The 18,332-nt window shown below is 45.1% G+C and carries 21 protein-coding genes; 12 read left to right on the top strand and 9 right to left on the bottom strand.

Features of this window, described 5'->3' with window-relative positions; all coding sequences use genetic code 11:
- Positions 1-133 precede the first annotated feature (133 nt).
- The 6 genes from dusB to AB4493_RS01660 all read left to right on the top strand — a co-directional run bounded on the left by dusB (position 134) and on the right by AB4493_RS01660 (position 3,382).
- The gene (gene dusB / locus AB4493_RS01685) at positions 134-1,102 is read left to right on the top strand and encodes a tRNA dihydrouridine synthase DusB (RefSeq protein WP_032546269.1); all 969 of its coding nucleotides are present in this window, start codon (positions 134-136) and stop codon (positions 1,100-1,102) included.
- A gap of 23 nt (positions 1,103-1,125) precedes the next feature.
- Complete coding sequence (gene fis / locus AB4493_RS01680) at positions 1,126-1,422, top strand: DNA-binding transcriptional regulator Fis (RefSeq protein ID WP_004729744.1); 297 nt, start codon at positions 1,126-1,128, stop codon at positions 1,420-1,422.
- A 139-nt stretch (positions 1,423-1,561) separates the two neighbouring features.
- Positions 1,562-2,158: a hypothetical protein gene (locus AB4493_RS01675; protein ID WP_372154424.1), complete on the top strand. Its 597-nt coding sequence runs from the start codon at positions 1,562-1,564 to the stop codon at positions 2,156-2,158.
- 92 nt (positions 2,159-2,250) lie between these two features.
- The gene (locus tag AB4493_RS01670) at positions 2,251-2,475 is read left to right on the top strand and encodes a helix-turn-helix transcriptional regulator (protein WP_372154423.1); all 225 of its coding nucleotides are present in this window, start codon (positions 2,251-2,253) and stop codon (positions 2,473-2,475) included.
- Positions 2,456-2,707: a helix-turn-helix transcriptional regulator gene (locus AB4493_RS01665; RefSeq protein WP_372154422.1), complete on the top strand. Its 252-nt coding sequence runs from the start codon at positions 2,456-2,458 to the stop codon at positions 2,705-2,707. The genes AB4493_RS01670 and AB4493_RS01665 overlap by 20 nt, the downstream gene beginning before the upstream one ends.
- Positions 2,708-2,800: 93 nt before the next feature.
- Positions 2,801-3,382 (top strand): inovirus-type Gp2 protein, encoded by a 582-nt coding sequence (locus AB4493_RS01660; RefSeq protein WP_372154421.1) that lies wholly within the window; start codon positions 2,801-2,803, stop codon positions 3,380-3,382.
- 190 nt (positions 3,383-3,572) lie between these two features.
- On the opposite strand, the gene AB4493_RS01655 is transcribed toward AB4493_RS01660, so the two are convergent.
- The 4 genes from AB4493_RS01655 to zntR all read right to left on the bottom strand — a co-directional run bounded on the left by AB4493_RS01655 (position 3,573) and on the right by zntR (position 6,900).
- Entirely contained in the window at positions 3,573-4,268 is a 696-nt protein-coding gene (locus AB4493_RS01655) for a hypothetical protein (RefSeq protein WP_372154420.1), read from the bottom strand.
- Positions 4,269-4,364: 96 nt separating this feature from the next.
- Positions 4,365-4,817 carry an HAD family hydrolase gene (locus tag AB4493_RS01650; protein WP_372154419.1) on the bottom strand — a complete coding sequence of 151 codons (453 nt, stop codon included), beginning with the start codon at positions 4,815-4,817 and terminating at the stop codon, positions 4,365-4,367.
- 131 nt (positions 4,818-4,948) lie between these two features.
- A complete protein-coding gene (locus AB4493_RS01645; protein ID WP_372154418.1) occupies positions 4,949-6,169 on the bottom strand; it encodes a tyrosine-type recombinase/integrase in 1,221 nt (406 codons plus the stop codon).
- 290 nt (positions 6,170-6,459) lie between these two features.
- Entirely contained in the window at positions 6,460-6,900 is a 441-nt protein-coding gene (zntR, locus tag AB4493_RS01640) for a Zn(2+)-responsive transcriptional regulator (protein WP_017062704.1), read from the bottom strand.
- Positions 6,901-7,225: 325 nt separating this feature from the next.
- Between zntR and purH the strand changes: the two genes are divergently transcribed.
- Together purH and purD are read left to right on the top strand one after the other, a co-directional pair.
- Positions 7,226-8,833, top strand: coding sequence for a bifunctional phosphoribosylaminoimidazolecarboxamide formyltransferase/IMP cyclohydrolase (gene purH / locus AB4493_RS01635; protein ID WP_065584281.1), 1,608 nt, complete (start codon positions 7,226-7,228; stop codon positions 8,831-8,833).
- Positions 8,834-8,966: 133 nt separating this feature from the next.
- Entirely contained in the window at positions 8,967-10,256 is a 1,290-nt protein-coding gene (gene purD / locus AB4493_RS01630; protein WP_017062702.1) for a phosphoribosylamine--glycine ligase, read from the top strand.
- A 181-nt stretch (positions 10,257-10,437) separates the two neighbouring features.
- On the opposite strand, the gene AB4493_RS01625 is transcribed toward purD, so the two are convergent.
- Together AB4493_RS01625 and hupA are read right to left on the bottom strand one after the other, a co-directional pair.
- A complete protein-coding gene (locus AB4493_RS01625; RefSeq protein WP_017063655.1) occupies positions 10,438-11,136 on the bottom strand; it encodes a DUF1481 domain-containing protein in 699 nt (232 codons plus the stop codon).
- Between the two features lie 47 nt (positions 11,137-11,183).
- Positions 11,184-11,456, bottom strand: a complete 273-nt coding sequence (gene hupA, locus AB4493_RS01620) for a nucleoid-associated protein HU-alpha (RefSeq protein ID WP_004729753.1) — start codon at positions 11,454-11,456, stop codon at positions 11,184-11,186.
- Between the two features lie 270 nt (positions 11,457-11,726).
- Here hupA and AB4493_RS01615 point away from each other — a divergent pair, with 270 nt between their 5' ends.
- Complete coding sequence (locus AB4493_RS01615) at positions 11,727-12,887, top strand: CNNM domain-containing protein (RefSeq protein ID WP_372154417.1); 1,161 nt, start codon at positions 11,727-11,729, stop codon at positions 12,885-12,887.
- Positions 12,888-12,967: 80 nt separating this feature from the next.
- On the opposite strand, the gene AB4493_RS01610 is transcribed toward AB4493_RS01615, so the two are convergent.
- Positions 12,968-13,555, bottom strand: coding sequence for a YjaG family protein (locus tag AB4493_RS01610; RefSeq protein WP_017062699.1), 588 nt, complete (start codon positions 13,553-13,555; stop codon positions 12,968-12,970).
- 71 nt (positions 13,556-13,626) lie between these two features.
- Between AB4493_RS01610 and AB4493_RS01605 the strand changes: the two genes are divergently transcribed.
- Together AB4493_RS01605 and AB4493_RS01600 are read left to right on the top strand one after the other, a co-directional pair.
- Positions 13,627-14,553, top strand: a complete 927-nt coding sequence (locus AB4493_RS01605; RefSeq protein ID WP_017063654.1) for a D-2-hydroxyacid dehydrogenase — start codon at positions 13,627-13,629, stop codon at positions 14,551-14,553.
- Positions 14,553-15,146, top strand: a complete 594-nt coding sequence (locus AB4493_RS01600; protein WP_372111773.1) for a uracil-DNA glycosylase family protein — start codon at positions 14,553-14,555, stop codon at positions 15,144-15,146. Before AB4493_RS01605 ends, AB4493_RS01600 begins: the two co-directional genes overlap by 1 nt.
- Positions 15,147-15,250: 104 nt before the next feature.
- Here the strand turns inward: AB4493_RS01600 and hemE are convergent, their stop codons facing one another.
- The gene (gene hemE, locus AB4493_RS01595) at positions 15,251-16,318 is read right to left on the bottom strand and encodes a uroporphyrinogen decarboxylase (protein WP_017060530.1); all 1,068 of its coding nucleotides are present in this window, start codon (positions 16,316-16,318) and stop codon (positions 15,251-15,253) included.
- A gap of 299 nt (positions 16,319-16,617) precedes the next feature.
- Positions 16,618-17,427, bottom strand: coding sequence for an NAD(+) diphosphatase (gene nudC, locus AB4493_RS01590; RefSeq protein WP_017060529.1), 810 nt, complete (start codon positions 17,425-17,427; stop codon positions 16,618-16,620).
- Positions 17,428-17,592: 165 nt separating this feature from the next.
- Between nudC and AB4493_RS01585 the strand changes: the two genes are divergently transcribed.
- Positions 17,593-18,090, top strand: a complete 498-nt coding sequence (locus tag AB4493_RS01585; RefSeq protein WP_032546263.1) for an Rsd/AlgQ family anti-sigma factor — start codon at positions 17,593-17,595, stop codon at positions 18,088-18,090.
- Positions 18,091-18,332 lie beyond the last annotated feature (242 nt).

The following is an 18,332-nucleotide window of genomic DNA, read 5'->3' as shown; positions in this document are numbered from 1 at the left end:
TTTGGGCGCTAATTGACTGAAATTTAAACAAATTACAAAAACAAATTGTAAATGCTCAAATATTAGTCTTTTCACGCAGCGAAAAAATGCGTAAAATGCGCGCCCTTGCTGGTACAGAACTGTGATGACATTTTTGAAAATCGGAAATTATCAACTTAAGAACAATCTAATCGTCGCTCCTATGGCTGGCGTAACGGATAGACCATTCCGTGAGTTGTGTCTTCGCTACGGTGCGGGGATGGCAGTCAGTGAAATGATGTCCTCCAATCCGAAAGTTTGGAAAACGTCAAAGTCTCAGCAGCGTATGGTACATGAAGGCGAATCGGGCATTCGTTCAGTACAAATCGCTGGTGCAGATCCACAGCTTATGGCCGAGGCTGCTCAATTTAATGTCGATAACGGTGCGCAAATCATCGATATCAACATGGGTTGTCCAGCCAAAAAAGTGAATAAGAAGCTTGCGGGCTCAGCCTTACTGCAGCATCCAGAACTCATTGAAGACATTCTGAAAGCGGTGGTAAATGCTGTCGACGTTCCAGTAACGTTGAAAACGCGCACAGGCTGGGATACAGACAATAGAAACTGTGTCCAAATCGCGAAAATAGCCGAAGACTGCGGCATACAAGCTCTTGCGCTCCATGGAAGAACTCGCGCTTGTATGTACAAAGGTGAGGCAGAATACAAACACATTAAAGCAGCGAAACAAGCAGTATCTATTCCGGTTATCGCTAACGGTGATATCGATAGTCCGGAAAAAGCGAAGTTTGTGCTGGAGTACACCGGCGCTGATGCTTTAATGATAGGTCGACCTGCCCAAGGACGTCCTTGGATTTTTAACGAAATCCTACACTATTTGGAAAACGGCACCACGATGGACCCACTCCCGATTTCGGAAGTGAAAGACATCATGCTTGGTCATGTGCACGCTCTACATGAATTTTATGGAGAGTTTTTAGGCCCTCGCATCGCTCGTAAGCATGTGGGTTGGTATCTAAAAGAACATGAACAAGCGAGTGAGTTTCGCCGTACCTTCAACGCATTCGAAGCAGGTGATCTGCAGCTTGAAGCGCTAGAAGGTTTTTTTGATAACGTTGCACCATAATTACGAGAAGAGCTAGACCGAATATGTTCGAACAAAATCTGACTTCAGAAGCATTGACAGTAACTACAGTTACATCACAAGACCAAATCACGCAGAAGCCACTACGTGACTCAGTTAAAGCATCATTGAAAAATTACCTTGCTCAATTAAACGGTCAAGAAGTCAGCGAGTTATACGAATTAGTATTAGCTGAAGTTGAACAGCCACTACTAGACACTATCATGCAGTACACTCGCGGTAACCAAACTCGCGCAGCAACCATGATGGGTATTAACCGCGGTACTCTTCGCAAGAAACTTAAAAAATACGGCATGAACTAATAGCTAAAATATAAGCTACTGTTTTAACAAGGCTTTCAACCGTTGGTTGAAGGCCTTTTTTATTATATGTACCCCCATATGTACCCTCAAGGTTCTATTAGAGGGTATTTGAGGTTCAAACTGATTAAGGAGCAATCAGGTGTTCAATAAAAAAACAATGACTGTTAGTGGCTTCGAGTCGTCGAGCAACTACGGTGACATTAACCAAATTATTCCATTATCTCCGGTTGCCAAAGCAATCCGTCAAGAACTAAACAGTATTATCAAACCTGAGCACAAGGGTACCTATCTTTCAGAACAGATCCTTCTATCCAAGAAGCTCGATTGCTTCTATGAAGAGATGGGGGATAGAGAACCAACCCCAACCGAAAGGAAGGCTATTCGACAAACTTTACACAGGGTCTACAGTGGTATGCTTAACGGCTATGACGCCAACGATGACAAAGAAAGGCACTCCACTCTCAAGGGGTTGCTGAAGAACTTACTCCTTACCTTCTATCAATGCCCCTCTCATAGCCACATTCGACTTGGTGCCATCCTTAATTGCCTCCAAAAGTACCTCGACCTAGCTGCGCCACTCGTCAGAGACAAATACCAAGCGCTAATGGGAAAAAGCATCAACACGCTAAAAGATCTTGCTTCTGATTTTGTGCCCTCCTCTGCAAAGCAACGAGGTAGAAACAGTCGCAAAGACCATGAACTGATAACGGCATTCCTACAAACTCACGAGATTTAATGTCAAAAGCTACCTTAGTACAGCAGAGTGGCTTCCTTTTCATCACAATAGAAATCAAACCAATACGTTCTGAATGAAAGGAGTACATAACTATGAGCGAACAACAATCATGCCCTAGACCTGCTGATAGATTGGTGCGAGAACAAGAACGGTTCCATATAACGTCAGTTTCTCGCTCGAGAGCTTGGTATCTTGAAAAAGAAGGCCTTTTCCCAAGACGTATAAAACTTGGAAGTCGATCTGTTGCGTGGCGTCTGTCCGAACTGAACCAGTGGGTTAAGAACAAGGAGAAGTGGAATGAAAAAGAAACCGTTTGATCCGTCAAGACGCCATACTGCTGGTGGCGTTCCACAAATAGTTAAAAAGAAGCAGTTAGCGCAAGAACTTGGTTGCAGCGAAAGGCAGATCTATCGAATGGTTGAAGACGGGCGACTTCCCCAACCATTGAAAACTCGACAAGGACGCAACGGCGGCTGGTTCAGGCCTGCCATCGACAGAGTCATCAAAGAGGCGATAAGTCCTAAATCGTCCTCAAATGTCACAAGTTAAGCACTTCCGGTAAAGAAACCAACATTGGGCGACCCGTTTTTGCATCGGGAGCCCTTTCTAGTTTTTCTCCGACGACATGCAGGTTTTTTAATAATGTATGCCCCCGTTCTACTACACCCACAAAAGAAAGGGGTGGGTCTGTTCGAGTTCAATGATTCACACTATCTTGTGTTCTTACCCAAGCCCGAGTTGTTACTGAATCGCATCCTGAAGCGGAGCTTTTACTGGCTCAATCAAGTGATTGAACACTACTCTAAAGTCTGTGTTGTTTTCTTGCAGCTCCACAGCAAACATTATGCAGAAAACAATGCCTCTATGACTTACTTCAACAAAAGATTGCGAAAGGCACTCAAAGCCCAGTATGGGGGCAAAATCGGTATTTTCTGGGTAAGAGAGCGCAAGTTAAGCCAATCACAGCACTACCACCTTGCGGTCACCGTCAGCGGACACTTATGCCGCAAATCATTTCATATAGATCGTTTAACCAAAGAAATATGGGAAAGTATCAATGAGGGCAACTTCTCATATAGTCCGAAAAACCGTTTGTATTACATCAATAGGCTGAGTCAAAGCTTTACTTATCGCGCCGCGTTCATGCGATTAAGTTACTTTGCCAAGGCAACCACTAAAGAACAAAATCTCTTGGGTAATCACTTTGGTGGGAGTTTCAGTTGACGGGGTATCAACTGCGACATCGGGGAGTAAGAGTTGAAGCGCCCCCTTATTTTGCAATTCCGTATAAGAGCACTTTGATGTAGGGTAATTTTAGAAACGGCGGTGGGGCGGGAGTGTCTTTTGAAGCGAGTATCTGATCAAAAGTTACACCAATATTGCGCAACCCAAGATTAAATAGGCTTAAACAGGCCTATCGCGTAGACAGAATGAGCCGAACACCTTCATAAGCCACTAAGGTATGCCCATTAGAACAGTGGTAGCTTTCTTGAGAGTGGCCACCAGTCATGCTTGATTTACCTTGCAGTCGACCAACTTCCATCTCATCACCGCAAACTCTGCAGATTACCTTACCGATATTTTTTTCAATAAGAGTGTCAATCAAGTAAACAAAGCGCGGCCATATTGTGGGCACATCAACTGACTCTCGCAGTGCATCATCACGTCCTTGAATCCAAGCCAGTAACTCACCTTCGTCGCTATACTGTAAATGCGGGTTCTCATGAAGCTTTTCTATCAAGATACGTTCAATGAACTCACTAGGAAAAGTAAACTCACCATAACTTTCTTCGCAAATACCCACCGGGTTCGGTAAGAAGCGCACATAAGCGCCACATTGTTGTACCCGCAACCGTACCTGCACCGCTTCACGTTGGCGAGCTGCATAATTAGGTTCAGGGTTCATCCATTTGCCTAGACACGGCCTACCTTGGAGAAGCCAGCGTAAAGACACAATAGGCCAAAAGACAACAATTACAGTAAAGCTAAGCCAGATACCTGCCTTATTATAGCGCCAATCATACTCATCTAACTTCTTGGCCATTGTCCAAAGTAGACCAAATCCCACCAACGAAGCACCGCACATGTAACCAAACAGTATTGTTATCATTGATCCTCTTCCTATATCACCGTTCTTGCTCTAACCCCAGCACAAAAGCCGCCACCAATAATCCCACAATACTTCTGCATAGCGACTTTTCCCACTTTACTTCAGGGCAATAGAGTCGAGCATAAAATCAAAAACCAATTTTTTTAATCGGTATGACGTGTAATAGGATTTCGACTCAGTGTAAGCAACTAAAAGAACGCCCTTATCTTTTAAAGTGGCAAGTGTCGCTTGCACGCTTGGGTATAGTTTTAAGTGCCTTTTCCTACTCGATCGAAAGGCATGGATAGCGTCATCCAGAGCCTCATTTATAGAATGTCTATCCCCGTATTTCTTTTGCAAGGATGGCAAACTTTCAAGGACAAAGGCATACTCAGCCGTACCATGCTTTTGGTGCACAGCTTTGACCTCAGGAAGCAGTGTTTCTAACCCTACTCCTGATATTTCAGATACCTTTGCATACATCACTGAGTTGCTTGCATACCACATATCAAACCAATCAAATAACGTATTATCTAAGTCTGTAATTAGAACCGTTTTCCTTGATTTCATTAGTTTTCTCACTTTTGGGAGTTACGTATATGTTAACACCCGATGCTTGATTGTTCGAGCTAAAGCAAATTCATTAAACCAGTTAACCCGATTGTTCCTACCAGTTCAGCAAAGGGTTTACCAACATTACTCTAAGCCTTCAAAATTGACGTCACATTTTCAGGTGGGTAGCAGAGCACCTCCAAATGCTCTAACCACATCTCTAACGCCTGCTGCTTTTCCGGAAGGTACTGACTGCGATTATAAATCGCCATCACACCACCAAGTGTATGGCCTAGTAGTTGCTCTACAACATGAGGGGCGACACCCAAATCGTTCATTCGAGTAGCAAGAGTTCTACGCAAGTCATGTAACGTCCATGATTCATCATGTCCAATTCGTTTCCACAGCATCCGACCAAACTGACTTACCGCCTCGGACTGCTTCAACTCCCCCAGCAGATAATCACTGCTTTTGCTTCCCTCTTTTAAGCGCTGCAGCCAAGGTAATAGCTGCTTCGGAATTGGACGGACGATCTTGTCTTTGGTTTTACTGTGAGCTTTAGGAACCGTCCATAAAAGAGCATCAAAATCCCACTCAGCCCACGTTGACAGGCGCACCTCTTGAGTTCGAGCACCAAACACAATGAGTAGTTTGATTAGAGTGCTGTAGTATGGGAGCAACCTATCACTCGATGTAACTTGCCATATATCAGCTAACTCACCTGTGGATAAAACTCGATCCCTCTTTTCTTGTCGACTGCCGACATCCTTAACAATAAGATCATCAAGAGCACGGCTGGTGGCATAGCGGCGCACACGGCAGAATCTCAAAGCTTGTTTGGCATTCTGTAAAACGTAGCCAACTGCAACAGGGGCTGGACGCTGTTTTCCAGCGATTCCCTTTCTAGTCCTGTCAAAGCACTCCAACCAATGGCGTGTTTCAGTTTTGTCTAGAGGAAGATGGCCGATGTAAGGGAAAATGTGTCGCTCAAACTGAGCACGATGCTTAGCCACATTTGAACGATTGTGCTCTGCATATTCAACTAACCAATACTCTAGCGCTTCCTTTACAGTCACAGGGTGGAGCCTCTCTTCACGCTCCAAGTTTCTTTGCTGTTTAGGGTCAAAACCATCAGCCAACCATTCGCGGCATCGTCCTGCGGCATCTCTAGCCTTAACTAGCGATAAAGTAGGGTAATCCCCCAAGTCCATACGCTGGTTCTTACCTTCAATCTTGTAACGATACTGCCATCTGACCTTTCCTTTTGCGGAAACTCGGGCGCTGAGGCCATTGCCATCAGTCAATACAAACGGCTCTGAATGTTCCTTGCCTGCAACTGACTTTAAACTTTTATCGTACAACTTTCCCATAATGCTCTCCTGAAAGGGTACACAAAACAAAAATATGTACCCTAATATGTACCCCAAAAACATGATAAGACTGAAAACAAACAAAAACAAATCAAAACAAAAAAAACAAGATAAACAAATGTTTTATAATGAATTTAATTCAAAGTCGAGATGGAAAGAATACGAACAAAAACCACAGATTTGATAATACGGCATGAACTAATCGTTCTTTCGTAATTTATTGAATTGAAAGCCAAGCTCATTGTTGAGTTTGGCTTTTTTTTGGCTTGTCGATCCGTGATAGTCGCTGATTACTCTCCAGTGCGACAGCAGCGACCTTTGTCGACGTTTGCTGAGTCCAAGGCTGCTAGAATCGAACAATGGCTTGCATCATCGTCTACGTGACCACAACACGCATCATTAATCTTTTTAAGTGCGGTGCGAATCTTAGTTAACTCGGTAATCTTCTCATCAATCATCTCTAGCTTTGCTGAGGTAATCGACTTCACTTCAGCGCAACTGTGCTGTGTGGCCTCGAGGCGAATCTCAAGCAATTCTTTAATCTCGTCCAAACTCAGCCCCAACGCTTTAGATTTGAGAATAAACGTCACCTGTTTCTGGTTATTTTCATCATATAGGCGATAACCCGAGTCACTGCGACTGGCTGGCGCGATCAGGTTATTCTTCTCATAAAATCGCAAGGTATCGGCTGTCACACCGCATCGCTTCGCTAATTCACCGATCTGAAACATGTTTTTTCCTACTGTTTCGTCCATTCCACAATTAACCTTATCGTTACTTTTCAGGCTGAAATGGCACTTTTCATAATTAATTTTGAGATGCCAAACGATTGCGCGAGCTTTTTTGTAATAAATTAGTTAGAATCTGCGCCATCAAATTTGGAGTTGGTTATCTTATAGCTTAATCATAAGACTAACCCAAAAGGTCTTTACCAAAACTGGCCAATATTTTATCTCTTACTGGTATCTAAGATAATCCACGCTAAGAAGATAGAAACAAGTTCTTTTTTGGCAAATATCTTTATTTTAACCCCATGAATTTGAGGAAGATGGAAGCATGAATAACGCTCGTCCAATTCGCCGCGCTCTAATCAGCGTATCAGACAAAACTGGTATCGTTGAATTTGCACAAGCTCTTGCTAACCGTGGTGTAGATATCCTATCTACCGGTGGCACTGCTCGCCTGCTTGCTGAAAAAGGCATCTCTGTTACAGAAGTATCTGACTACACTGGTTTCCCAGAAATGATGGATGGCCGTGTTAAGACTCTGCACCCAAAAGTTCATGGTGGTGTTCTAGGCCGTCGTGGCCAAGATGATGACGTGATGGAAACTCACGGTATCAACCCTATCGATATGGTTGTTGTAAACCTATACCCATTCGCAGAAACCGTTGCTAAAGAAGGTTGTACCCTTGCTGATGCTGTTGAGAACATCGACATCGGCGGCCCTACAATGGTTCGCTCTGCAGCGAAAAACCACAAAGACGTAACGATCGTTGTTAACGCACACGACTACGAGCGCGTTGTCGCTGAAATGGACGCGAACGATAAATCTCTAACACTAGAGACTCGCTTCGACCTCGCTATCGCAGCATTCGAGCACACCGCTTCTTACGACGGCATGATCGCAAACTACTTCGGCACTATGGTTCCATCTTACGGTGAGAACAAAGAAGGTGACGAACCTTCTCCTGAAAACAAGAGCAAATTCCCTCGCACGTTCAACCAACAGTTCGAGAAAAAGCAAGACATGCGCTACGGTGAGAACAGCCACCAGGCAGCCGCATTCTACGTTGAAGCAAACCCTGAAGAAGCATCAGTTTCTACAGCTCGCCAGATTCAAGGTAAAGCCCTTTCTTACAACAACATCGCTGACACCGACGCAGCACTTGAGTGTGTGAAAGAGTTCGACCAGCCAGCATGTGTGATCGTTAAGCACGCTAACCCATGTGGTGTTGCACTAGGTGAAGACATCCTAGAAGCTTACGACCGTGCATTCAAAACAGACCCAACGTCTGCATTTGGCGGCATCATCGCTTTCAACCGTGAGCTAGACGCTGCAACAGCAACGGCTATCACTGAGCGTCAATTCGTTGAAGTTATCATTGCACCATCAGTTTCTGCTGAAGCAGTAGCAATCGTAGCGGCTAAGAAAAACCTTCGCCTACTTGAGTGTGGTGAGTGGACAACGAAGACAACTGGCTTTGACGTTAAACGCGTTAACGGTGGTTTGCTAGTTCAAGACCGCGACCAAGGCATGGTGTCTGAAGATGACCTTAAAGTGGTTTCTAAGCGCCAACCTACAGCTGAAGAATTGAAAGATGCTCTATTCTGCTGGAAAGTAGCGAAATACGTTAAATCTAACGCTATCGTTTACTCGAAAGGCGACATGACAATTGGTGTTGGCGCTGGCCAAATGAGCCGCGTTTACTCTGCGAAAATCGCAGGCATCAAAGCTGCAGACGAAGGTCTACAGGTTGAAGGCTGTGTGATGGCATCAGATGCATTCTTCCCATTCCGTGACGGTATCGACGCGGCTGCAGAGGCTGGCATCAAGTGTGTTATCCAACCGGGCGGCTCTATGCGTGATGACGAAGTTATCGCAGCAGCAGACGAACACGGCATGGCGATGATCTTTACGGGCATGCGTCACTTCCGCCACTAGAAAGAAAAGATACGAGAGCGCTTCGCTACGGGAAACGAGAACGCTGCGCTCCGAGATGAGCAACACTATCATTTAGTGTTGCTCAGACATTTTTTAGTTCTACTACTATCAATTTTGATTGAAGGTTTAAAACATGAATGTATTGATTATTGGTGCTGGCGGTCGTGAGCATGCACTAGGTTGGAAAGCAGCACAAAACCCAAACGTTGAAACAGTATTCATCGCTCCAGGTAACGCAGGTACTGCACTTGAGCCAAAACTAGAGAACGTAAACATCGGCGTTGAAGACATCGCTGGTTTAGTCGCGTTTGCTCAAGATAAAAAAATCGAACTGACTATCGTGGGCCCTGAAGCACCATTGGTTATCGGTGTGGTTGATGCATTCCGCGAAGTAGGTTTGCCAATCTTCGGCCCTACTCAAGCTGCAGCACAGCTTGAAGGCTCTAAAGCATTCACTAAAGACTTCCTAGCTCGTCATGATATCCCAACAGGTTACTACTCAAACTTCACTGAGATTGAGCCAGCTATCGCTTACGTTCGCGAGCAAGGCGCTCCTATCGTAGTGAAAGCTGACGGTCTTGCGGCAGGTAAAGGCGTTATCGTTGCGATGACCCTTGAAGAAGCAGAAGACGCAATCAAAGACATGCTAGCGGGCAACGCCTTTGGCGAAGCAGGCAGCCGCGTTGTTATCGAAGAGTTCCTCGAAGGCGAAGAAGCAAGCTTCATCGTAATGGTTGACGGCTCTAGCGTGCTTCCTATGGCCACCAGCCAAGATCACAAACGTGTTGGCGACAAAGACACTGGGCCAAACACGGGCGGCATGGGTGCTTACTCTCCTGCGCCGGTTGTAACTCCAGAAATCCACAACCGTATCCTTGAGGAAGTTATCTACCCAACGGTACGTGGTATGGACGCAGAAGGCGCACCTTACACAGGTTTCCTTTACGCTGGCCTAATGATCGATGCTGACGGCACACCTAAAGTTATCGAATACAACTGCCGCTTTGGCGACCCTGAAACGCAACCTATCATGATGCGTATGGAGTCAGACCTTGTTGAACTTTGCCTAATGGCTATCGACGAGAAGCTCGACGAAGCAGAATCGAAGTGGGATCCACGCGCTTCTATCGGTGTTGTTCTTGCGGCTGGCGGTTACCCTGCTGACTACGCAAAAGGTGACGTTATTTCACTACCAACAAGCGAAGTTGAAGGCCAAAAGGTTTTCCACGCGGGTACGACAAATAATGAAGCTGGCGACGTTGTGACAAACGGCGGTCGTGTACTTTGTGCAACAGCACTGGGCAATACGGTTTCTGAGGCTCAAGAGCGCGCTTACGCGTTGACGAAGCAAGTTAGCTGGAATGGTATGTTCCACCGCAATGATATTGGTTACCGTGCGATTGCGCGCGAACAAGAGCAGTAAACAATCTTGTTGCTCGCTTACTTTCCAATAACAGTAAGCAAATGACAGCAAGTGAATAACAGAAAAAGGCGCCTCAATAGGCGCCTTTTATTATCTCATTTACACAAGAATCTGTATTTGTACAGACAAATAGGCACTTGGCCTACAGTAGGCCAAATACTCTCAATCCTTTGATTACTCGCTATTCTTTCAACAATGATGGCCTAACGACACAATCATGGCTGTCTTCAGCCAGCATCAGTAACTCTTCCACGCTCATCTTACCCAGTGAATCACTGCCAAGAAACGCCGCATAGCTTTCCACAGACGCCAATCGGTCAATCACGAAGCCTGGCAAGGTCTGGTTAAATTCAATGCGATCAAACTCACCACCAGCGCACGTTTTAAAAGAGCTGCCATTCCAGTAACCCTGAATCAGCCTAAGCCCTTCATCATGCTGCTTCGTTGTGGTCTCTAGAACCGACGTCGCTTCTTTCTGATAGTTTTCAAGCTGCTTGGCTTGGATAGGTAAGATTTTGCTATCAATACGATACTGTTGATACACAGCTTCGCCTGACTTATTGAAACGCACATGGACTCGATAGGGAACCAGCTCATTAGAAGAGTTACGCTGCTCGCCTTCACGAATGAATTCACGAAGCACGCCTTCTGACCAAGCATAATCAGTTTGGTACCAGCCGTAATCGCCGACAGTGACGTAGTCAGCTGAAGTATGAGGTTGTGTTAGCTTGTTTGTAACCCAGTAGAAACTCGTCGCGTCGCCCATGACTTGGCCGCCAGTGTGAGTTTCAAATTGCTCTAGGTTTTTGCGAGGGCTTGTTGAAGAACAGCCAATAAGAAATGTAGATAATAGTGAAACGAGAAGAAATGCTTTTTTCATAAAAACCTGTACCGAGGTGGAATACGACTACCTCGGTACAGTTTAGATTATTTCACTGAATCTTTCAGCGCTTTACCTGCAACAAATGCTGGAACATTTGCAGCAGCGATTTGGATCTCATCACCAGTTTTTGGGTTACGACCAGTGCGAGCTGCACGGTGGTTTACTTTAAAAGTACCAAAACCAATTAGCTGAACTTGATCGCCATCTTTAAGAGCATCTGTAACACCGCCAAGAGTCGCTTCTAGAGCAGCTTTAGCTTGTGCTTTAGAAAGGTCCGCTTTTTCAGCAATAAAGTCGATTAATTGAGTCTTGTTCATTTTAGGTTTCCCTTCTTTGTATTTTTGAATTCAATTCACTCTAAAACATAAATGCCCCATCTGGCAAAGGTTTGTCGTCGATCTTTAGCTCTAATGCCGTAGTTTTAGCCATAATATGAGTAATAACTCACAATTTGTTACTGATTTTATTAAGCAAGCCCTTGTTTAAAAGGGGCTGAGAGCAAAATTAATGATGACCTAGCCACTACTTTTTCACTATAATCCACGCTGAATCGCTGCTAAAGCGTACAATTTAATTTAAGGGCAAACATGCTGCTGCTATCTATTTACGTCTCCATTGCTATTGGAGTTTCTTTCATTTGTTCTGTTTTGGAAGCTGTACTTTTGAGTATTAGTCCGAGCTACATTGCTCAACTAAAACAAAATGGGCACCCTGCAGCAGAGTCTTTAGACAAACTGAAAACAGATATTGACCGCCCGCTTGCGTCAATTTTAACGCTCAACACCATCGCCCATACTATCGGTGCTGCGACAGCAGGTGCACAAGCGGCTGTCGTTTTTGGTAGCCAATGGTTAGGTGTCTTCTCTGCCGTGCTAACGCTAGGTATCTTGGTATTATCTGAGATTGTTCCAAAAACCATTGGTGCAACCTACTGGCGTCAACTTGCTCCTGCTTCGGCAAGCGTGCTTCGTTGGATGGTGTTCTTCCTAACACCGTTTGTATGGTTCTCAGAACAGATCACCAAACGTCTTGCTCGTGGCCACCAAGCACCAAAAATGCGTGATGAGTTATCTGCAATGGCGATTTTGGCAAAAGAGAGCGGTGAATTTGCAGAAGGCGAGTCAAAAATCCTGAGCAACCTACTGGGTATTCAAGATGTACCCGTGACTCAGGTAATGACGCCGCGCCCAGTGGTATTCCGTGTTGATGCGGAAATGAGTGTGAATACGTTCCTAGAACAACATAAAGACACGCCATTCTCACGTCCGCTGGTTTACAGCGAGCAGAGTGACAACATCATCGGTTTTGTTCACCGCTTAGAGCTGTTTAGATTGCAGCAAGCCGGTTGTGGTGAGAAAGCTTTGGGTGAAGTAATGCGCCCTATCCACGTGTTGCTGAACAACATGGGCTTGGCTAAGGCCTTTGACCAGATGATGGCAAACCGCCTGCAACTGTCTTTAGTTGTGGACGAATACGGCACTATTCAGGGCATCATCACCCTAGAAGACATCTTTGAGCACCTAGTGGGCGAAGAGATTGTCGACGAAGCGGATAAGACGACTGACATGCAAGAACTGGCGTTCCAACGCTGGGAGAAGTGGAAAGAGACACACGGTGTTATCGAAAACCGCGATGACGAGGACGAGGAAGAAACTCCAGCAGACAACGACTCTTCAGATGCAAAATCAACGAATGACGACGACGCATCAAAAGACAAAGTGCAGAACGAAGACAAAAAAGACGCTTAATCTCAATTTGATACCGTCAGATACCACAAAGGCTCCCTAGGGAGCCTTTGTTTTTATTCGTACCTTGGTGCAATTGCGAATTATAGCGCAACACCAATGTTACTGACTGGGTCTTCACGCAGTTCGTGGCGTAGGTCTTTGATCAGCTCTAAGTCACGCTCAGTCGTTTCACGTAGAGGTCGGAAAATGGCCCACTGAACGTCCCACTCTTCACACACCGCTTCGTTTTCTTTCTGGTTTTCGTTCGTCACTTCTTCAGCGCCTTGAGCAAACTCAAGCTCAGCAACCGTCTTCACCGATTGTTGACTCACTTTAATTACCGCTTCCAACATATGTTCACGGTCAAGCAGACCATGAATTAGCGTTGCTAGGCCTTGGCATGCGTCCATTGCTGGGTAAACACCATAAAAATCAAAATCATCACCGCTAGGGAATAGCTCTTCAACCTTCTCAAGTTGACGCTCAAAGTTCACCTTTGCTGTTTTAACCGTCAGGATTTCCCAAATGCTATCCAAAACATCACGATAGATTCGAGCTTCCGCAAATTCTGTATTCTCACAAAACATGGCATAGTTAGGGTACATACGCTCACATAGACACGCCATAAAGGTAATTTGTTGCCAAGGTTCTAACTTTTCAAGACGAACCTGCAGTGGATTCTGAAGCATAGTCACTCAATAATTGCAGAAAAAGACAGCGAAAGTGTACTTGATAAACCCTGGGGGGAAAAGGTAAGCCGATGAACAATTTTACGAATAAGCTCTATATTCTTACTGAGCATGACGATACCTATACGCAACTGATTCTAAACCAGGATTTACCCGACCTAGAAATCACTCAAAACCCCAAATCAGCACAGATTGTCTTGGCGTCACCACCTCTAATCGCAGAGCGCCTCGGCGAGTTTAAAGAGCTAGACTGGGTACAGAGTACCTATGCCGGAATCAATAAACTCACTCAGCCAGATCTGCGTCAGGACTATACGCTAACCAACGTCAAAGGCATCTTTGGTCCGGCTATCGCAGAATACGTATTGGGTTACACAATCAGTCACTGTAGACACTTCCCTCATTACCACCAGCATCAACAACAACGAAACTGGCAGCCACAGCTTTATACTAGCCTAACTGACAAAACTATGGTGATTTTAGGAACAGGTTCAATCGGCAGTCATTTGGCAAAAACCGCGGCGGCTTTTGGTATTCATACCATAGGTGTCAACCGTACCGGCATCCCATCCAAACAAGAAACCTTTAAAGAGACTTTCCACATCAATGAGATAGAGGCTGCCCTTAAGCAGGCCGATATTGTGGTCAACACCTTGCCATCAACCGCTGAAACCTATCAGCTGTTGAACCAAACCACGTTAGGTTACTGCTCTAATGTGTTGCTGTTTAATGTCGGTCGAGGGGAAAGCATCGACAATAAAGCCTTGTTGCTCGCCATAAAAAACAGATGGGTAGAACACGCATTTTTAGATGTGTTTGAAAGTGAACCCCTCTCTCAGGAACATCCTTTCTGGAAACTACCGCAAGTCACCATCACTCCACACATCGCTGCACTCAGTGAGCCAAGACAAGTAGTCGAGATCTTCGCAGAGAATTACAAACAGTGGCGAGATGGCTTTACACTTAATCATGTCATCGATTTTGATAAAGGTTACTGATGTCCTCTTCGTTACTTAAAGAGATTCGACAATGCCGAGCTTGTGAGCCTCACCTATCACACGGTGCTAACCCGGTGATTCAAGCGCATCCAAACGCGCGCTTGCTGATCATAGGTCAAGCGCCGGGTATCAAGGTGCATGAGTCGTCGACCCCTTGGAATGACGCGAGTGGCGAACGATTAAGAGGATGGTTAGGGATAGATAGCGATACTTTTTACGACGAGCAAAAAGTCGCGATTGTGCCTATGGGGTTTTGTTATCCGGGGAAAGGGAAAAGTGGTGATCTTCCACCACGCAAAGAGTGCGCGGAGCTTTGGCATAACAAAGTACTGCAATCTCTACCCAATATTCAAATGACACTGCTGATTGGCCAGTACGCACAAAACCATTACCTAACAAACAAGACCACCAGCACATTGACCGAAACCGTGCGTGATTGGCAACGTTGGGCGCCTGAGTTTTTGCCATTACCCCACCCTTCGCCACGCAATAATATCTGGCTCAAGAAGAACCCTTGGTTTGAAAGTGAAGTCATTCCTTATATCAGGAAACACATCTCTGAGCATTTGGCCTACCATGATCCAAATACCTAATTAACTGCACACAACAAGATTAAACCGCCATCAAATGCCAATTTCAGGCAATAAAAAAAGCGCTGTTGGTTTCCCAACAGCGCTTTCAATAATCTTACTCAGAATTACTTGTGGTAAGGCTTAGACAATTCGTGAACAGCGTCAACGAATACACCAGCGTTCTCTGGCGGTACATCTAAGTGGATACCGTGGCCTAGGTTAAATACATGACCTGTACCACCGTCGCCGAAGCCTTCAAGGATGCTGCCCACTTCTTCGCGAATACGTTCAGGCTGAGCGTAAAGCATTGAAGGATCCATGTTACCTTGCAGAGCAACTTTGTCGCCGATGCGAGCTTTTGCATCTGCGATGTTGATTGTCCAGTCTAGACCAACCGCATCACAACCTGTTGCTGCGATAGACTCAAGCCACATGCCACCGTTCTTAGTGAACAGAGTAACCGGTACTCGACGACCTTCGTTTTCACGGATTAGGCCATCAACGATTTTGTGCATGTATTGCAGTGAGAATAGGTTGTAGTCACGAGGAGTCAGTACACCACCCCATGTATCAAATACCATTACCGATTGAGCACCCGCTTTAATTTGCGCGTTCAAGTATTCAATAACACTGTCAGCCAGCTTGTCTAGAAGCAGGTGCAGCGTTTGTGGTTCTGCGTACATCATCTTCTTGATCTTAGTGAATGCTTTAGAGCTTCCACCTTCAACCATGTATGTCGCTAGAGTCCATGGGCTACCAGAGAAACCAATCAGTGGCACTTCGCCTTTCAGGTCTTTACGGATCTGACGAACGGCATTCATTACGTATTGAAGCTCGCCTTCTGGATCAGGTAGGCCAATCTTCTCTACGTCAGCTTTACACGTGATAGGACGCTCAAACTTAGGACCTTCACCTGTTTCAAAGTACAAACCTAAGCCCATTGCATCAGGGATAGTTAGGATGTCTGAGAACAAGATTGCCGCATCAAGCGGGAAACGACGTAAAGGTTGAAGTGTTACTTCTGATGCCAGTTCCGCGTTTTTGCACAAAGACATGAAATCGCCCGCTTCAGCGCGCGTTGCTTTGTATTCAGGAAGATAGCGGCCAGCTTGGCGCATCATCCATACCGGTGTGTAATCAACAGGCTGTTTTAAAAGTGCGCGTAAATAGCGATCGTTTTTTAATTCGGTCATTCCGTTAAATTCCAATTCAATCTTGTCTAGTTTTGATGGCAAGTATTCTAACACTGATTGAAGGGTAAAAGCTTTGTGCTTTGCAACCTAGATCAAGTTATTAACTTTTAAATCAATGCTTAATTTGCACCCAATTACGGGAGCATGTTAAAAATTTGTTCGCTAGCGAAAATTACAATTATAACATCTGAGTAGTCACTACTCAGCATCTCATAACGACATCTTACTTACCCCCTCCACTTGTGGAGGGTTTTTTTTAGCTTTTGATCACCCATAGGCCAAATACTATCACAGGCAAATTAGTGCTCTAGTATCTGCTCAGTCACACCATCTTTCATCACGTCATCAACGGTTTTCTCAATCAACTGTCTCGCAATGGTTCCAACAGGAGCAACATCAGGCAGGCTTGTTACGTCAAACCATTGAGCATCCGATAGCTCGCTGTAGTCAGGCTTGAGCGTACCACCAGCATAATCTGCGAGAAAGCCCATCATCATACTCGATGGAAACGCCCATGGCTGGCTGCCAAAATAACGAATATTATCGACATCGATACCCGTTTCTTCTTTGACTTCTCTTGCCACACACTGCTCTAAGGTCTCTCCGACCTCTAGGAAGCCCGCTATCACGGTATACATACCTGTCTTATGTCTTGGGTGCTGCGCAAGCAATATCTTGTTGTCGTTTCGTACAGCGACAATGATGCACGGGAAGATACGAGGATAATGAAGTGTGCGGCAATCTCCACACTGCATCGCCACCTGGTTATGGTTGAGATGATTTCGACCACCACACTGAGGGCAAAAACGCATACTTTGAGTCATATGCCCATATTGGATGGCTTTGCTTGCAGTCAAGAAACTCACTTCAGGCCAGTGCAGTAACTCTCTTAGGCTGACCATGCTCAGCTCATTCTCCACATCACAATCGTTGAGCCAATACACCTTGCGACCTTGATGCTGACCAATACAGATTGCATGCTCCACACTCAGCCCAAGCTCTTCAGCAGAGCCAAACGGAAACTGATCATTATTAACCCAAATATCACTACCAGAAACGACGCACCAATAAGCTTGCTCTGTCATTTTGTTATCACTTTTTTTTAACATCCCTATGCCTCATTGCTTGCAGTTCGTTCATTTTACTGGCAATCTAATTTCATACTAGAGTTGTAGCAGAGAATATTTCAAGCTATTACTTTTAGTAGCTACCAATAAAACGGACCCTGCTTAGGCAATTACTTGATCACAAGGTTGTGATCAGATCATGAGGACATGGTCATGCTAAATAAATTCAAACAAATACAAGAACAATGGGGTGGCTCTAATGAGGTCATCGATCATTGGCTCGAAACTCGACAGTCTCTAATCGTTGAGTATTGTAAGCTAGGTGCCTTGCAGCCAGCTAGCAACGGGCAATCAAACGTTGTTGAACTCCCTTCCCCTAAAGAAATAAGCTCATTCTGTGATCATGTTGTCGATTATATCTCAGAGGGTCATTTTAAGATCTACGATATGGTCATGAAAAAATGGCAAGCAACAGGCTTTAAAACCAATGACGAGATTGATACAACTTACGCGAAGATCGTACTTACAACCGAGCCGCTTCTAGAATTCAATGATAAGTACGTTAAAGTAAATGCAGACGATGAGTTGCCTAACTTCGAAGGAGATATGTCCAAAGTAGGTGAACTACTCGAACTACGTTTTGAAGTAGAAGATAATCTTATCCAGCTTATTGCAGACAGTTTAGCGATTCCACCAGGCGCTTAGTTAGCCGAATCCTTAATAAGCTTGCCTCTGTGCAAGCTTTTTGTTTTGTCTGTAAGGTTATCCAAACTACCCAGAACCTTTCAGACAGAGCTTACTCGCTCGCCCTGACCTTTAGCCATAAGCATATGGTTACAGCCCTAATCAGCCTAGTCATCTCTACCCTTTATCTTACTGGCCTCAAAGAGCACTCTTCAGGACATAAATCCAACCTCACCAGCTAGATAGTATCCGCCCCATGAACC

This window comes from Vibrio sp. 10N.222.55.A1 (assembly GCF_041473835.1).
GTDB classification, from domain to species: Bacteria; Pseudomonadota; Gammaproteobacteria; order Enterobacterales; family Vibrionaceae; genus Vibrio; species Vibrio crassostreae_C.
The sequence above is the reverse complement of the archived record's forward strand: the minus strand, read 5'-3'. Positions and strand labels throughout refer to the sequence as shown.

Coding starts and splice junctions, on each gene's coding strand:
- AB4493_RS01670 (WP_372154423.1), top strand. CDS start 2,251: ATGAGCGAACAACAATCATGCCCTAGACCTGCTGATAGATTGGTGCGA.
- AB4493_RS01660 (WP_372154421.1), top strand. CDS start 2,801: ATGTATGCCCCCGTTCTACTACACCCACAAAAGAAAGGGGTGGGTCTG.
- purH (WP_065584281.1), top strand. CDS start 7,226: ATGAATAACGCTCGTCCAATTCGCCGCGCTCTAATCAGCGTATCAGAC.
- AB4493_RS01650 (WP_372154419.1), bottom strand. CDS start 4,817: ATGAAATCAAGGAAAACGGTTCTAATTACAGACTTAGATAATACGTTA.
- AB4493_RS01625 (WP_017063655.1), bottom strand. CDS start 11,136: ATGAAAAAAGCATTTCTTCTCGTTTCACTATTATCTACATTTCTTATT.
- AB4493_RS01645 (WP_372154418.1), bottom strand. CDS start 6,169: ATGGGAAAGTTGTACGATAAAAGTTTAAAGTCAGTTGCAGGCAAGGAA.
- AB4493_RS01585 (WP_032546263.1), top strand. CDS start 17,593: ATGGTCATGCTAAATAAATTCAAACAAATACAAGAACAATGGGGTGGC.
- fis (WP_004729744.1), top strand. CDS start 1,126: ATGTTCGAACAAAATCTGACTTCAGAAGCATTGACAGTAACTACAGTT.
- hupA (WP_004729753.1), bottom strand. CDS start 11,456: ATGAACAAGACTCAATTAATCGACTTTATTGCTGAAAAAGCGGACCTT.
- hemE (WP_017060530.1), bottom strand. CDS start 16,318: ATGACCGAATTAAAAAACGATCGCTATTTACGCGCACTTTTAAAACAG.
- AB4493_RS01665 (WP_372154422.1), top strand. CDS start 2,456: ATGAAAAAGAAACCGTTTGATCCGTCAAGACGCCATACTGCTGGTGGC.
- nudC (WP_017060529.1), bottom strand. CDS start 17,427: ATGTTAAAAAAAAGTGATAACAAAATGACAGAGCAAGCTTATTGGTGC.
- AB4493_RS01605 (WP_017063654.1), top strand. CDS start 13,627: ATGAACAATTTTACGAATAAGCTCTATATTCTTACTGAGCATGACGAT.
- purD (WP_017062702.1), top strand. CDS start 8,967: ATGAATGTATTGATTATTGGTGCTGGCGGTCGTGAGCATGCACTAGGT.
- AB4493_RS01655 (WP_372154420.1), bottom strand. CDS start 4,268: ATGATAACAATACTGTTTGGTTACATGTGCGGTGCTTCGTTGGTGGGA.
- AB4493_RS01615 (WP_372154417.1), top strand. CDS start 11,727: ATGCTGCTGCTATCTATTTACGTCTCCATTGCTATTGGAGTTTCTTTC.
- zntR (WP_017062704.1), bottom strand. CDS start 6,900: ATGTTTCAGATCGGTGAATTAGCGAAGCGATGCGGTGTGACAGCCGAT.
- AB4493_RS01600 (WP_372111773.1), top strand. CDS start 14,553: ATGTCCTCTTCGTTACTTAAAGAGATTCGACAATGCCGAGCTTGTGAG.
- AB4493_RS01610 (WP_017062699.1), bottom strand. CDS start 13,555: ATGCTTCAGAATCCACTGCAGGTTCGTCTTGAAAAGTTAGAACCTTGG.